Source organism: Pseudomonas sp. 65/3-MNA-CIBAN-0223, from assembly GCF_040310425.1.
GTDB classification, from domain to species: domain Bacteria; phylum Pseudomonadota; class Gammaproteobacteria; order Pseudomonadales; family Pseudomonadaceae; genus Aquipseudomonas; species Aquipseudomonas gregormendelii.
In genome coordinates this window covers 99591-114488 of the sequence record NZ_JBEOPV010000001.1, presented here as the reverse complement: position 1 = coordinate 114488, position 14898 = coordinate 99591, and the positions used below count along the sequence as shown (strand labels likewise).

At 59.0% G+C, this 14898-nt stretch carries 6 protein-coding genes; 1 reads left to right on the top strand and 5 read right to left on the bottom strand.

What is annotated here, in order from left to right:
* Positions 1-161 precede the first annotated feature (161 nt).
* Together AAEZ09_RS00475 and AAEZ09_RS00470 are read right to left on the bottom strand one after the other, a co-directional pair.
* Positions 162-5306 carry a TraB/GumN family protein gene (locus AAEZ09_RS00475; protein ID WP_350597501.1) on the bottom strand — a complete coding sequence of 1715 codons (5145 nt, stop codon included), beginning with the start codon at positions 5304-5306 and terminating at the stop codon, positions 162-164.
* A gap of 572 nt (positions 5307-5878) precedes the next feature.
* On the bottom strand, positions 5879-7171 hold the full coding sequence (locus AAEZ09_RS00470) for a hypothetical protein (RefSeq protein WP_350597500.1): 1293 nt from the start codon (positions 7169-7171) through the stop codon (positions 5879-5881).
* A gap of 296 nt (positions 7172-7467) precedes the next feature.
* Here AAEZ09_RS00470 and AAEZ09_RS00465 point away from each other — a divergent pair, with 296 nt between their 5' ends.
* Complete coding sequence (locus AAEZ09_RS00465) at positions 7468-8187, top strand: FadR/GntR family transcriptional regulator (RefSeq protein WP_350597497.1); 720 nt, start codon at positions 7468-7470, stop codon at positions 8185-8187.
* A 177-nt stretch (positions 8188-8364) separates the two neighbouring features.
* On the opposite strand, the gene AAEZ09_RS00460 is transcribed toward AAEZ09_RS00465, so the two are convergent.
* From AAEZ09_RS00460 to pepN, 3 genes are all read right to left on the bottom strand, one after another.
* Positions 8365-10740 carry an efflux RND transporter permease subunit gene (locus AAEZ09_RS00460; RefSeq protein WP_502947555.1) on the bottom strand — a complete coding sequence of 792 codons (2376 nt, stop codon included), beginning with the start codon at positions 10738-10740 and terminating at the stop codon, positions 8365-8367.
* A gap of 24 nt (positions 10741-10764) precedes the next feature.
* Complete coding sequence (locus AAEZ09_RS00455) at positions 10765-11817, bottom strand: WD40/YVTN/BNR-like repeat-containing protein (RefSeq protein WP_350597493.1); 1053 nt, start codon at positions 11815-11817, stop codon at positions 10765-10767.
* Between the two features lie 413 nt (positions 11818-12230).
* Positions 12231-14888, bottom strand: coding sequence for an aminopeptidase N (gene pepN / locus AAEZ09_RS00450; RefSeq protein ID WP_350597491.1), 2658 nt, complete (start codon positions 14886-14888; stop codon positions 12231-12233).
* Positions 14889-14898: the final 10 nt, after the last annotated feature.

Below are 14898 nucleotides of genomic sequence, written 5' to 3'. Positions count from 1 at the left end.
CGCGCAGCAAGGATGCCGACTTCCAAACAAGCAGGCGCCCTATCGCTGTGATGGCGCAATAGCAATCCCCCCCTCACAAAGCCCACGCACTGGCCACATCACATCCTTACCCACTGCCAACAGCAAGTCGGCTTTTTACGATAAATCTAGGGGCGCTAAAATCAGTCGGCATCCCAGTTGCTCTGATATCTATCAGAAGCTGAAAGTTTGAAATCACCGTGACGTGTCGCGCCGCTGATGGTCGGGGCATAGAGCGAGTGACCAATTTCAAAGTCAATTCCCACAGCACCGTTAAGTTCGGCTACGCCAGGAACACCTTCGAGTGTTTTGACATGTGCCTTACCTACCACCATCAGCCATTTTTCATCCGGACCGAGACTTTGGATTTGTAAAGTTGCCAGGTAGTTAAAAAGTCTGAGGCGCTGCGCCTTCCATATACCCTGATCTAAGTTATCTGCGAGCGGACCAATACTTTCTGACAAGTCAAAATTAATGCCCATCGCCAGCAGGCTGTCTGCTGGATTAGTTCTGATGCCTTGAGCGTGAGCTTCATTCATCATTGCAACCCTTGTAATATCAGACCCACGGCCTGGCGTAAACCCGGCGTTCACCTTGCCGTCAGGCCATGCTTCCAAAATATCCCGCCCTTCTCGACTATCAACGGGAATTTCCACATACAAAACTTTTACACCGTTTTTCTTCAAATTTCCCATCATTTTTTTTAACGTTGTATACAGCACCACCGTATCCATCTCACGGTGCTGTTCACCTATTACCACCCCCTTGTGGGTGCTGTATATTTTATCAAAGAACGTTTCAAGAGTTTCCGAGGCTGAGATGGAAGGTAACTCTGTTGAGCCAGAGGTATGGGGTTTGCTAAAAAAATCATTGACGTCCTTTTCAAAGTGTTCACGCATCACGTAATATTCACTTTCCGACATACCGGGTCTGCGAAGGTATTGTTCGACAGTCGGAGCTCCGCCCATTAAACCGCCGGGATCGAACTGCCAGCTCCCGTCACGCCAAACAATGGGCATCCCCTGCCCCAATGGCCGCTGCGGATCGCGGATGCGCATCGTTCTCCAACCATTATCGGAATACACCTCAAACACCCACTGCTGACCCAGCTCGCGATCAATGACGTACCACTTGTCGCTGCCTGCCCGCCGATAGAAGGCGCCGCCGAGTTCGGCACGAGGGGCATTAGTCTTGCTCAGATCGGTGGGGTTTAAGTCGTGGCGCGAAAACAGCGTATTGGGCCTGCCGCCTGGCGTGAGGCCCTCGGCATAACGCCGGACGGATCGCATGCCCAGGCTGGCCTTGCCCACGGCCAGGGCGGCTTTAAACCCCGGCATGACATCGAGCGTGTCGGCCCACAAAAAAGCCGACTCCAGCAGCGCCTCGCCAGTCTCGCCGCGCCGTGTGAGTTGCACCACATTCCTTATATCGTTTGCCATCAACGGGAGTGTGAGCAGTGCGCAGGGTGCAGCCCCGATACCGGCGGTACTGATGAGGCAAGCACCGCTAGCGGCGTAGCGTGCCCCTTTGAGGATCTCGTTTTGGATAACCTCGGCTTTGCTGGTGGTGGTCTCTGCGGTGTTGTCGATGATGTCCAGAATCAGTTGATCACAGGCCACGGCAAAATGGCTGAGCGGCCTGACCGCGGTGCGAAAACTGTTCGAACTCATGCTCTTGAACGCTTCATCAATGAGCGTGCGGTCTTCGGTCAATACGCGTTGCTCTACCGCTTCGCGCAACGGCTCGGTGCGCAGCCAGGCGATGAAGTTGGCATCGAGCTTCCAGAGCGACTTGCCCCACGGGGCGCTGGCCATGTAAACGAAACTCTCCCGCCGAGCCTCGGCTTGCCTGACCGGAGCGCCCTGATAACGTCGTGACAGCACCCACATACCGGGGATGCGCGTTCCACGAATGCTTAGCTCGCCCACTTCCTCTTTAGTCCACGCCAAGGAGCCGGGCAGTCTGTCGACCAGACTTTTAAGCCAGAGCGATTGATCCGGTGCCAGTTCCTTGTTGTCATGCGCCATTTGTACCGCCACGCGCAGGCCTGCGATCTGCTCGGCCACGCGAAGCTGCTGGAACATAGCGTAGTGCTCAGTGTTCGGATCCAGCAGTGCACGCACGTGCGCAATATAGTCATCACCCGCATAGGTGGCACGCAGGTTGGCTTCCACACTTTGCTTTACGGCTGGGGTGTTGAGCAAGGCCTGTAGCGCAGGATCGGCGGCGGCCAGCGTGGCGTATTTCTGGAAATTATTGCTGGTGACGTTGGTGCTGGAAAAATCAAAGGGCATGTCGCCATGACCGCGATATTGTTCTACCCAGTCGGTCAAAGTCATCTTGCGGTTGTTGTAGTCTATAAAGACGGTGTCGGAATCCACCCGTGTCTGATTGGCCTGCGGGTTTTGCTGGTGCACGAAGCGGGTGAGCTTGGCGCTCTCCTGGCGCCGGTTAAACTCGCGCAAAGGTGGCAGGTGCTCCACCCTAAAAGCGTCCGACTGCGCTGCGATGGCAACCGCTTCGGCTTGCCGCGCAGCCAGGCTCGGGCTTTGCTTTTGCTCGCGTAGCTGGCGGTCGTTTACCGCAAGCTTATCGCTGGCCCATTGAGCGATATTGTGCGCAAAGTCGCCCTTGGCGTAGGGCGTGAACGTCAGGCTAGCCTCACTCCAAACGGCGGGTTTATCGGCGATTCGCTGAAAAAATTGACGTAAGGTGGCACGGTCTTCAGGTGCTGCCAGCGCCAGCGCTTCTTCTCTGAGCAGAACACCGAATGAGGACTGCGTGGTGACAGTCAATTCGCCCAGCAGACGCTGTTGCAGGCGACGCTGATCCAGGTCCTGGAAAAGTTCCTGGCGGGTGTTATACGCCTGCCAGGTGTGGATGTCCGGCCGGTAAAGCACTACCCCGGCGCTCTCGCCCTGAACCCCGGCACGCTCGAACACCAACCAGTTCGTCAGGTTCACCGAGACGGCCTGTCGGCCGGTGCCCTTGGACAGGCTGAGCAAACCCGTGCGCACGCCCGGCTCGTTGCGAAGGGCGTCCAGCACGATACGCTCGCCATCGAGATAAGCGCCATGCCCCGATAGCTCTCCCTTGAACCGGGCTTCAAGCACATCCCGGTGCAGCTCCGCCTCCAGACTGCGGCTGTACAGCGCCTGGAGTTGCGCGCGTTGCGTGGTATGGCGCGCGGTCACTTCAGCAAGCAGCGGCTGCCAGGCGCCTGCACCCCGTTGGAAATCCATGACGCTATCCTGCCGGGAGGCAGTCAAGACTTGGCCACCGCGCCAGACCGTGACATTGGTGATCTCAAGCCAAGGCTCGAGCCTGCTGGCCTCCAGCAGCGATAAGTGCGTGGTGATGGGCACCTGCAGCTGCCCCGCATGCACACTGCTATTGAAGCTCACCTCATATTCATAAGGATGACCGGGCAGGCCTTGTTGCGCCCAGTAGTACTGCGCACGCTCAAGCCAGAGTCCCGCGGGTGTGGGCAGCGCGTCGCTCAATGCGCGGTTACTGGCAAGGCAGGCGGCGGCATAACTGATCCATAATTTCTGTTCGCTCTGCGGCTGACTCTCGAGCCAGTGCATTTCCGGGTCGTTGCGCCAGTATTGTTGCAGATTGACGAAGAGCTGATCTTCCAACTGCGCGCGCTGCTGGTCATGCTGCACGGCTATTACCACCTCGCTGACGGTCACCACTCCCAGGCCAGGAATGATGACCTCGGCGGCTTCGTCCGTCACGCTGCGCCTTTGTCGTGTCGCGCCTGCGGGAGCCTGCTGCGCGACCAGGGCGCAGTACCGCCCCAGGTCCACGTCCAACAGAGCCGCCGCCGCCTCGATCCGGGAGGGCTCGGGGGTCTGCGCGAGCAAGGCGCGCAGCGCGTCCAGGCTCGAGGTCCAGGCCCCGTTATCCTGTACATGCGGCGCCTGCTGCAGGAATGCCAGGATTTCCTGCTCACGGTCACTGACTGGCACGATGGAACGCTGCGCGGGTGGGGCGGCGTGGGGGGACAGATAACGGTAACCGGCATACAGGGCACCTGTAATCGCAGCAAAACCCACCGCTGCGGCAGCAGTGAGGCGACTTCGCTGCACAACCCGGGCCGGGACTGCGGCCAGCAATACCTGCGCTACGTCCGATGCCGGCTGGAGAAGCGTCTGGTCTTCGCCTTCGATGGGAATGTTGATGTGATCGTTGGATGATGATGGAGCAGCATTGGCTCCACTAAATCCGAAAGCTGGGGTCAGATGGTTCGCAATCCTGATCGACCGACCTTGGTTGGTCAGCGCCCCGGCGTGGGCGTGGGGAAGGTTTGAAAATGTCCGGCCTCGCGCCGCAGAGCAATCATCTTCCAGCGGTTGTGTAGAAAGAGCAGGTACCAGGTGGCTGATCTGTCGCGGCTTCCAACGAGTGTTCGGAATCTCTTCGATCCGGGCCTGTACGATCTCGCGTTCCTGTTGCTCAATAGTGGTTGTCGCGAGTGGGGTGAAAGGCAGCATGGGGGTGAACTGACTCACCGCTTCGTGGAACGCCGGATATCGATCACGTACCATCTGCTCGTTGGCCACCGTCGGTTGCGTGCTCGCCTGCGCCAGGGCCTCGAAAAAACGCTGCTCATGCGTCCCGACGCTATAGGTCTGATTCGTCAGGCAAGGGGCGAACAGATAAAGCGCGGCCACCATGGCATCCTGCCTGCCCCAGGGCTGACACGAAGGTCCTAGCTGATGGCACGCCGCTCGCACATATGACTTTAGGGAAAACTGCTCAATGACCTGTTGAGGTGTGTTGTGGCTTTGTTGGATTTTGTTGACGAGTCCTTGCATCACTTTCGTATAGTCCAGCGCGGGTGAGGCACTGCGCATCTTTTCTACCAGACCTTTGATGGCCGCCGCCAAATCTGTGGGATCAACCCCTGCCTCCGTCAGCGTCCTGGCGACGCTGTAAATCAAAAGGTCCTTTTCGAGCTCATCCCGGCGGGTATTCCCCCTCGGGTCTTGGGTCAATTCGGCGATAAATTCGTTGGCTGCTGTTTTCCACGAGAAATAGTCGCTAATACGTTGCAACAGCTCACGCGTCTGTGCTGGCAAGGTAGGGCTACTCTCTACGACCGGGGCCGGGCGCTGGTTGGAGGGCGAACCGGCAGCCATACGGCGGGGCAGCCCTTCACCGCCGAGAGGGTTCTCCGTGGCTATGAGTACCCGTCTCAAGCCTTTATCCAGCGCAGGCGCAGGCCTCTCCTGAGCAGCGACCTGTGGATGACTCGACTGGGTAGAGTTAACAGCCTTCATCGTGTCTCTCCTTTCTGAGGGTGTCTTGATCAATGCCCATCGTGTGCACTGGCAAGCTGCGCACAGGACAGGGCCAGGATTAAGCGTCAGCGCCCATACCGTTTTTTTCATAAAACGCTCGAACCGCAAGTGAACGCCCCGCTGATGTGTAACCCAAGATTCCGGACATAGTCGCCACCCGAAGCCTCAACCGTTTTTAAGAGTGTTGGAATAGTGTGATTCTGTGGCAGGCTTTGCGCCAACGGGATTGGATCGATACGGAGAGGCGAGGCTTGCCTATGGGATCGGTCTGACAGCCGACAGAAGGGGTTTTCACGGCGTCATTAATACAGGTAATGGGGGCGTCTCAGTTAACGTCTTCGCGCTTCTAATATTGAGTGTGGGTACCGAACAAGACACCTTCCACATTGCAGTTTCAATATGGGAATATCATGTTGCCCGGCAACCCAAAACTCTCAAGCTGACGGGTATTCGCGCTGATTATTAATCAGTGCGATACCCCACTACGCGCGGACTTTTTAACGGTTGAGCACCTCGACCTCCGGGCTCTCGCCGCGTCGCTAGTCCTTCTCCTAGCTGGGCGTGTAGGGAGGCGCGGTTTTTTTTGGGTGCAGCTTGAGGTCATCCACCTCTGAAGTTTTTTGGCCTCGCTCGGCCTTCTCCTTGTCGTCGATGCGTCGGTAGCCTTCATAAGGCCGATGCTCATGGTTGAACTTCTCTCTCTCTGAAGTCCCGTTGCCACGCTGTTGTACATCCCGCTCCCGTGCAACGTCTGTAACGTCTGTAACGGCAGGCGGAGTAACATCAGGGACCGCGTTGGAAGCAGGCGGCGGACTGGCCGTGTTCTGTGTGTATATCCAATACGCGGTGCCACTTAAAGCAGTGCCGGCACCCACCGTAAAGGCGATGGGCGAATTGCGAATTCTCACCCCAGTTCTTGCAATGAAAGCCGATAACGCCGATAACGGCGATGCAACGTTGGGGAGCAACACACGTTCACTTTCTTCAACTACGATCGACATTTCCTCTGCCATAGCCCCGGACGGCCAGAAACCAGTCGTCTGTTGTTTATTCCCAATCGTCTTGCGCGGACCTTCCTTTGTCAGTGCCCCGCCAGAGGCCTGCCACTGGGATGAATCCTCGGAGCCGGGTACAGGCGAACCCCGATGCACAGCTCCCTGGATCTGTTGGCTGCTGGCGTTGCCAGCGTGGTGCTCGTTGATCCCGACGCTATGCTTCGGCGGCGTCACAGACAGAAGTAAATGATGCACGGCCTCCATCTTCTGCTTCCAGCAAGGGGCCTGCGACGAGGCCCCTTGCTGATGAACCGCTGCGCGCGTGTAGTTTCCGAACCGAAATCGCTCGATAACTTCTTTGGGCGTCAGATGGCCGGACTGGATTTTTTTATCGAGTCCTTGCAGGACCTTTACAAACTCGAATGCAGAAGGAGCGTCGAGCATCTTTTCTACAATGCCGTCGATGGCCCGGTGTGAACCCTTGGTATCGACCCCCAGCTCCTTTAGATGCAATTCGACGTAGAAATGGAGAGAGTCCTTTGCGAGCAAGTAGCCGGGCTGAGAGAACGGGAATTGGCTCAGAACCTTGTCGGAGGAGGAGCTTTCATTTTGGAAGATCTCGTGGCGTAGAAGCAAATCCGCCAACTGTTCCTGCGAAGTTTCGCTGGTCTTGAAGGGTAAGGTCACAGGCTGACGGGCGCCCCAAGCAGAGCCGCTAACTGCGTCGCCACATCCGTTCCCTGTCGTCACAAGCTCCAGACTCAGGTCGGTAGACGACGGAGGGACCGCCCCCATGGGCAATTTAATAATGCCTGTTGCATGCAACGACGTAGCGTTAACAGTATTCATGATGCCTCTCCTGCCTTGGTGTGCTTTGATCAAGACCTGTCCTGTGCGCAAGCCATGTCGGCGGACAGGCACAGCAATTAAGCGCCAGCGCCCAGGCCGCTTTTTTCAAGAAACGCTCGAACTCCAAGTGACCGACGTGCAGATGTGTAACTTGAAACCTCCAGGCACGGCGGCCCACGCGCATCCATCCTGCAGGCGCAAGCTCGCACACATTGGTCCTTCATCTGACTCAGTACCGTCCCCACGCCTGCTATGATGCGCAACACCTCCACCCGCCCAGGATCGCGTCGCTCGCCATGGATTACCGCAAACCCTCTGACCGCAAAAGCATGCATTCGCGCATTGTCCAGGACCTGGGCATGCAGATCGTCTCCGGACGCTTCAAGCCCGACGACAAACTGCCCGCCGAAGCGCTGTTGTGCGAAGAGTATGCGGTGAGTCGCCCGGTATTGCGCGAAGCCACGCGGGTGCTGGTCGCCAAGGGCCTGGTGTATTCCCGGCCGCGAGTCGGCACAGTGGTGAAGGCGCGCAAGGAATGGCACATGCTCGACCCGGATGTGCTGCACTGGCTGATGCAAAGCAGCCCGCAAAATGAATTCTTCGACCTGCTGACCAGCGTGCGCAGCATTATCGAACCGGCTGCGGCCGCCCTCGCTGCGCAGCACGCCACCGACGCGGACATCGCCTCCATCGGCGAGGCGTACCAACGCATGGAAGCGGCTCCGACCCCTGAAGCGTTGCTGCAACCGGATCTGGATTTCCACAGCCGCATCGCCGACGCCACCCACAATGACCTGCTGGCCAACCTGTGCAACATGCTGTCGGTGGCGATTGGCGAAGCGTTGAAGCATTCCAACCAGCGGCCGAACCTGCATGAGCTGGCATTGCCACGGCATAAGGCGATTCTGACGGCGATCGAGAATCGGGATGCGCTGGGGGCGCGGCATGCGACGTTGGTGCAACTGGATGATGCGCGCAGTGCTTTGAATGTGGTGCTCGGTACGGAATTGTCTTAGAGCAAAGTCAAAAGATCAAAAGATCAAAAGATCGCAGCCTTCGGCAGCTCCTACAGAGGTGTGTCGTACATTGCGTAGGAGCTGCCGAAGGCTCGGGCCGCGTTCGGACGATCTTTTGATCTTGGCGCCCATAAAAAAACCGCAACCTGAGTTGCGGTTTTTTTGTTCAGCGATGGATCAGTGAGCGAACAGCGAGTTGCCCTTTTGCCCCGCCAGTTTCTCCGGCTTGATCAGGAACCGCGCCAGTGCCGGCAGAAGCCACAGCGCACCAAACATGTTCCACAGCAGCATGAAGGTCAGCATCAGGCCCATGTCGGCCTGGAACTTGATGGCCGAGAAGATCCAGGTGCACACGCCAATCGCCAGGCACAGGCCGGTGAACAGCACCGCCTTGCCGGTGGATTTCAGCGTCTGGTAGTAGGCCTCCTGCAGCGGCAGGCCGGCACGCAGGAAGCTTTCCAGGCGGCTGTAGATGTAGATGCCGTAGTCGACGCCAATCCCCACACCCAGCGCCACCACCGGCAGCGTTGCCACTTTCACGCCGATGCCCATGAAGGCCATCAGGGCGTTGCCCAGTACCGACGTCAGTACCAGCGGCAACACGATGCACAAGGTCGCCGCCCAGGAACGGAAAGTGATCATGCACATGGTCGCGACACAGATGTAGACGAGGATCAGGATGGTCAGCTCCGACTCCTTGATGACTTCGTTGGTCGCCGCTTCGATCCCGGCATTGCCGGCCGCCAGGATGAATTCCAGGCCGTCCTTATTGTTTTCCTTGGCGAACTCCTGCACCGCATGCACCGCGCGGTCGAGGGTCTCGGCCTTGTGGTCGTTGAGGAACACCAATACCGGCGCCAGGGAGCAGCTGTTGTTGTACAGCCCATCAGCCCGGGCGATGGAGTTGTTCAACACATCCGGGTTACGTGACAGGGTTTCCCATTTCAGGTTGCCCTCGTTCATGCCCTTGATCATCTGCTTGGACACGGTCACCAGCGAGATCGCCGACTGCACGCCCTCGGTGTTCTGCATTTTCCACATCAGCTCGTCGATCGGCGCCATGGCTTCGTAGCGCGAGCAGCCCTCGGACTTGGTCTTGACCATCACCACCAATACATCAGAGCTGGTGGAGTAATTGCTGATGATGAAGTTGTTGTCCTTGTTGTAGCGCGAGTCCGGACGCAGTTCCGGTGCGCCCTGGTCGAGATCACCGATTTTCAGGTTTTGGCTGTACCAGAGGCCGCCACCGAAAGCGATCAGGGCCAGGACAATCGAGATCGGCGCGACTTTCGGGCTGGCAAAGTTCGACAGCAGGCGCCAGAACGGGTGTTCGCGGTTTGCGTCCTTCTTGCTGCGCTCCACGGCGCGCTTGCTGATACCGACGTAGGAAATAGCCACTGGCAGCAGGATCAGGTTGGTAAACACGATCACGGCCACGCCGATCGACGCGCCGATCGCCAGCTCGCGAATGACCCCGATGTCGATGATCAACAGCGTGATGAAACCCACCGCGTCCGCGAGAATCGCGATCATCCCCGGCAGGAACAACTGGCGGAACGTGCGCCGCGCAGCGGTCAGGGCGTTGTCCGCCTCGCTCGATTGCAAGGCGATGCCGTTGATCTTCTGCACGCCATGGGAGATCCCGATGGCGAAAATCAGGAACGGTACCAGCATGGAATACGGGTCAAGCCCGAAGCCGAAGAAGTGCATCAACCCGAGCTGCCAGACCACCGCGACCAGCGTCGTGCTCAATACCGCCACGGTGCTGCGCATGCAGTTGGTGAACCAGTACAGCAGGATCATGGTGATGACGAAGGCCACGCCGAAGAACATTACCACCATCACCAGCCCGTCGATCAGGTCGCCGACTTTCTTGGCGAAACCGACGATGTGGATCTGTACGTTGGGGTTCTGTTTCTCGAACTTGTCGCGGATCTTGTCTTCCAGTTCGTGGGAGAACTTGCGGTAGTCCAGGGCCAGCAGCTTGCCCTGGTCCTGCGGGTCCGGGTAGGACTCCAGCAACGGGATATCGACGATGCTGGACTTGAAGTCGTTAGCCACCAGGCGCCCGACTTGCCCGGACTTGAGCACGTTGTTGCGCAGCAGGTCGAGGCTTTCCTGGGAACCGTTGTAGCTCTGCGGGATCACTTCCCCCCCGGCAAAGCCTTCTTCCGTCACCTCGGTCCAGCGCACGCTGGGGCTCCACAACGACTTGAGGCCGGAACGGTCGACGCCGGAAATGTAGAACACTTCGTCGTTGATCTGGCGCAGGGTCTCCATGTATTCCTTGGAGAAGATGTCGCCGTCAGTGGCTTCGACGGAAATGCGTACCGTGTTGCCCAGGTTGGCCAGGTCGTTGCGATGCTCCATCATCTTCTGGATGAAAGGATGTTCCAGGGGGATCATCTTTTCGAAACTGGTGGACGGTCGAATCAGCGTCGCCTGCCAGAACAGGAAAATGCTGACCAGCAGGCAGATCGTGATCACTGCCGGGCGGTTGTTGAAAATCAGGCGCTCGAGGAACGTCGCCTTGTCCTGGTGATGACTACTCATGGATGTCATAGCTCCGCCTTCTTGTTATTTGCCCAGCTCGGCGCCGGTTAGCGAAGTAGCGCGAACGCCGCCCTGTCCTGCCAGAATCAGATTGCCATTGCCCGCCGCTGTCACCGCCGAGACGGAGATGCGGTCAGGGCGATTGAACACACTGAAGGTTTCGCCGTTGTCGGTGCTGCGCACCACGCTGCCGCCGTTGCCGACGATGACGATGGAGCCGTCGTCGAGCAAGGTCGCACCGGACAAGCCGAACTCCAGCGTGCCACGGGTGGCCTGGAGTTCAACCGGCTCCCAGGTGGTGCCGAAATCGATGGAGCGAAACAGATTGCCGCGCAGGCCGTAGGCCAACAGGGTGTTGGCTTGAGCGGTACCGATCACGCCAAACAGCGAGCCTTCGTATGGGCCTTCGAGTCTTTCCCAGGTCTGGCCCCAGTCGGCAGAACGGAACATGCTGCCCTGCTCGCCCACGATGAACAGGCCGGCATCCTTGACGGCGGCAATGCCATTGAGGTGGAACTGGTCTTCGTTATCCAGGCGATCGCTGACATCTTCCCAGTGCTTGCCACCATCGCTCGTGGCCAGCAGCGCGCCGTAGGCGCCCACGGCGAAGCCGCTGTTGGCGTCCTGGAACCAGACGTCGAGCAGCGGCGATTCACGTTTGAGGTCTTCGAACTGTTTGGTCCAGGTCACTCCCCCGTCTTCACTGGCGAGGATCTGCGCGTCATGGCCGACCGCCCAGCCATGCTGGTCGTCGACGAAGAACACCGAGGTCAGCAGTTGCCGGGTTGGCACCTTGGCCTGGGTCCAGGTGGTGCCCTGGTCATCGGAATACAGGATGTGCCCGCGATCGCCAACGGCCACCAGGCGCTTGCCGGCGTGCACGACGTCGAGCATCAGGCTCTTGCTGGCCCTGGCCGATTCAACGGAATAAACAACGTCGGATGCCGACGCGGCAGCGGCCAGCACAGGCACCGACCACAGGGCACAGCCCAACAGCGAGAGCGCTGTAGCCAGCAACGCGATTTTGCGCAATGCCGGCGGGCGGCAGTTGCCCACACCCATGACAGGCTCACTCATAGACCTTTCCCCCATTATTATTGTTAGGTCGTTCAACCCTTCAGGGCGCCGTAAGGGTGCTCATGCTGATTGCCTGTTCTGGAGCATAGTCCTGAAATGCGCAATCTAGAGCCCCTTCGGAAGCTGGCTTATCCTATCGGGGTTTGGAAAGGTCTGACAATCGACGCCGCGTTATCTTTTGTTAACTGGCGGGATAAGGGGTGCGGGTGAATGCCAGGGTATTGAAAGAGGTGATAACACCCCCTGTAGGAGCTGCCGAAGGCTGCGATCTTTTGATCTTGCTTTGGCGGGCCTGAGATTGCCGAAGATCAAGATCAAAAGATCGCAGCCTTCGGCAGCTCCTACAGAGGTAGCGTGCAGCGGGATATCAGGGCCAGATTGCCGCAGGATATGGTTATCCTGCGGCATCGGGATCAGGCCAGGCTTTTGCTGACCACCTCAAACACATCGCTGGACAGTTGGCCCGAGGCGCGAATGCGCTCCAGTTCGCCTTTCATCAGCGCCTGGCGGGCCTCGTCGTATTTGCGCCAGCGGGTCAGCGGCGCCAGTTGCCGGGAGGCGATCTGTGGGTTGAAGCCGTTCAGCTCGATCACCAGATCCGCGAGGAAACGATAGCCAGAACCATCGGCCGCGTGGAAGTTGATCAGGTTCTGCCCGGCAAATGCACCGATCAGGGCGCGGACCTTGTTCGGGTTCTTGATGTTGAACGCCGGATGTTGCATCAACGCCTTCACCCGCTCCAGGCCGCCCGGTAACGGGCTGCCGGCCTGGACGCTGAACCACTGGTCCATGACCAGGGGATTGTCCTTGAAGTGCTCGGCAAAGCTCGCCAGGGCCAGGGCCTTCTGTTCTTCGAATGGCGAGTTGACCAGTACCGCCAGCGCCGTCAGGCGCTCGGTCATGTTGTCGCTGGCCTCGAACTGCTCCAGGGTCGCGGCCAGTACTTCGGCTTTTTCACTGAGCATCAGGTAGGACAGCGCGATGTTTTGCAGGGCACGACGCGCGAAGTGTTCGGCTTCGGCAACGTAGGGCGTGTTCTTCGACAGGTCACGGTTGGCCTGGTAACGCAGCCACAACGGCTCGAACAGGTTGTTCGCCAATTGCTCGCGGGCAAACTCCCGGGCGGCATGGATGGCGTCGACGTCGGCCACTTCGCTGATTTCCGTCAGGTAGGCTTCGCCTGGCAGCGAGAGCATCTCGGCGACCATGGCCTGGTCCAGTGTTTCGTCGGTCAGCACGCTGTGCAGGGCTGTAATCAGACGCTGGTCGAGCACCAGCGCTTCACCTTTCTGGTAATCGCCAATCAGTTCCTGCAGCACCTGCACCGACAATTGCTGGCCGGCTTCCCAACGGTTGAAACCGTCAGTGTCATGCTGCATGAGGAACATCAGTTGATCGCGGCTGTAGGGGAAGCTCAGCTTCACCGGCGCCGAGAACCCGCGCAGCAGCGAAGGCAGGGGTTGTTCGGCGATGTCGACAAAGGTGAACGTCTGTTCGGCTTCGGTCACCGAAATAACCCGCGAAGTACCCTGGGCACTGGCTTCGCCCTGCAGACGCAGGGCGATTTCGCCGCCCTGGCTGTCCAGCAGGCCCAACTCGACCGGGATCACGAAGGGTAGCTTCTCGACCTTGTCGGGGGTGGCCGGGCAGCTCTGGCGGAAGGTCAGGCTGTAGGTTTTCGCGGCGGCATCGTAAGACTCGCTCACGGCCAGGCGCGGGGTGCCAGCCTGGCTGTACCAGCGTTTGAACTGGGTCAGGTCGACACCGTTGGCGTCTTCCATCGCCTTGATGAAATCGTCGCAGGTCACGGCCTGGCCGTCATGGCGTTCGAAGTACAGATCGCTGCCTTTGCGGAAGCCTTCGGCACCGAGCAGGGTGTGGATCATGCCCACCACCTCCGAGCCTTTTTCGTACACGGTCAGGGTGTAGAAGTTGGAAATCTCGATGAAGCTGTCCGGGCGCACGGCGTGGGCCATGGGGCCGGCATCTTCGGCGAACTGGTGGGTACGCAGGTAGGCCACGTCCTGGATGCGCTTGACCGTGGCCGAGTTCATGTCGGCGGAGAAACCGGAATCGCGGAATACGGTGAAGCCTTCCTTGAGCGACAGCTGGAACCAGTCACGGCAGGTCACGCGGTTGCCCGACCAGTTGTGAAAGTATTCGTGGGCGACAATCGCCTCGACGCGCTGGTGAGCGGCGTCGGTCGCGGTCTCGGCCCGGGCCAGCACGGCGCTGGAGTTGAAGATGTTAAGGCCCTTGTTTTCCATGGCGCCCATGTTGAAGTCGTTCACCGCGACAATCATGAAGATGTCCAGGTCGTACTCGCGACCATAGACTTCTTCGTCCCAGCGCATGGACTTCTTCAGGCTGTTCATGGCGTGCTGGCACTTGTCGATGTTTTCCGGCTCGACGTAGATGCGCAGCGCCACGGAACGGCCGGTCATGGTGGTGAACGTGTCTTCGACGCACCACAGGTCACCGGCCACCAGCGCGAACAGGTACGCCGGCTTCATGAACGGGTCTTCCCAGGTTGCCCAGTGCCGGCCGTCTTCGTCAGAGCCTGAAGCGATCGGGTTGCCGTTGGACAGCAGCACCGGGTAGCTGTGCTGCTCCGCCATTACCGTGGTGGTGAACTTGCTCATCACGTCCGGGCGGTCGAGGTAATAGGTGATCTTGCGGAAACCCTCGGCCTCGCACTGGGTGCAGAACATACCGCTGGATTTGTACAAGCCTTCCAGGGCGGTGTTGGTTTCCGGGTGGATCCGCACGCTGGTGTCGACCGTGAACGCAGGGCTGGTCGGGTGCAGGGTCAGATGATTTTCGCTCAGCTGGTAATCGCTCTCGCTCAACTCGCTGTCCGCCAGGGCGACCGACAGCAGTTCCAGCTGCTGGCCATCCAGCACCAGCGGCGGCAGGCCGGGGCCGCGCTCGGGGTTACGGCGCATCACCAGTTGCGCATGGACCAGGCTGTGGTCCTCGAACAACTCGAAGGTCAGGTGCGTCTCGTCGATCAGGTACTCGGGCGCCTGATAGTCCTTCAGGTAGATCATCTTCGGTTGTTCGGTGCGCATGCTGGAGTCC

Excerpts from the sequence above, each read along its gene's own strand:
- AAEZ09_RS00470 (WP_350597500.1), bottom strand. The coding sequence starts at position 7,171 with ATGAATACTGTTAACGCTACGTCGTTGCATGCAACAGGCATTATTAAA.
- AAEZ09_RS00455 (WP_350597493.1), bottom strand. The coding sequence starts at position 11,817 with ATGAGTGAGCCTGTCATGGGTGTGGGCAACTGCCGCCCGCCGGCATTG.
- AAEZ09_RS00475 (WP_350597501.1), bottom strand. The coding sequence starts at position 5,306 with ATGAAGGCTGTTAACTCTACCCAGTCGAGTCATCCACAGGTCGCTGCT.
- AAEZ09_RS00460 (WP_502947555.1), bottom strand. The coding sequence starts at position 10,740 with ATGAGTAGTCATCACCAGGACAAGGCGACGTTCCTCGAGCGCCTGATT.
- pepN (WP_350597491.1), bottom strand. The coding sequence starts at position 14,888 with ATGCGCACCGAACAACCGAAGATGATCTACCTGAAGGACTATCAGGCG.
- AAEZ09_RS00465 (WP_350597497.1), top strand. The coding sequence starts at position 7,468 with ATGGATTACCGCAAACCCTCTGACCGCAAAAGCATGCATTCGCGCATT.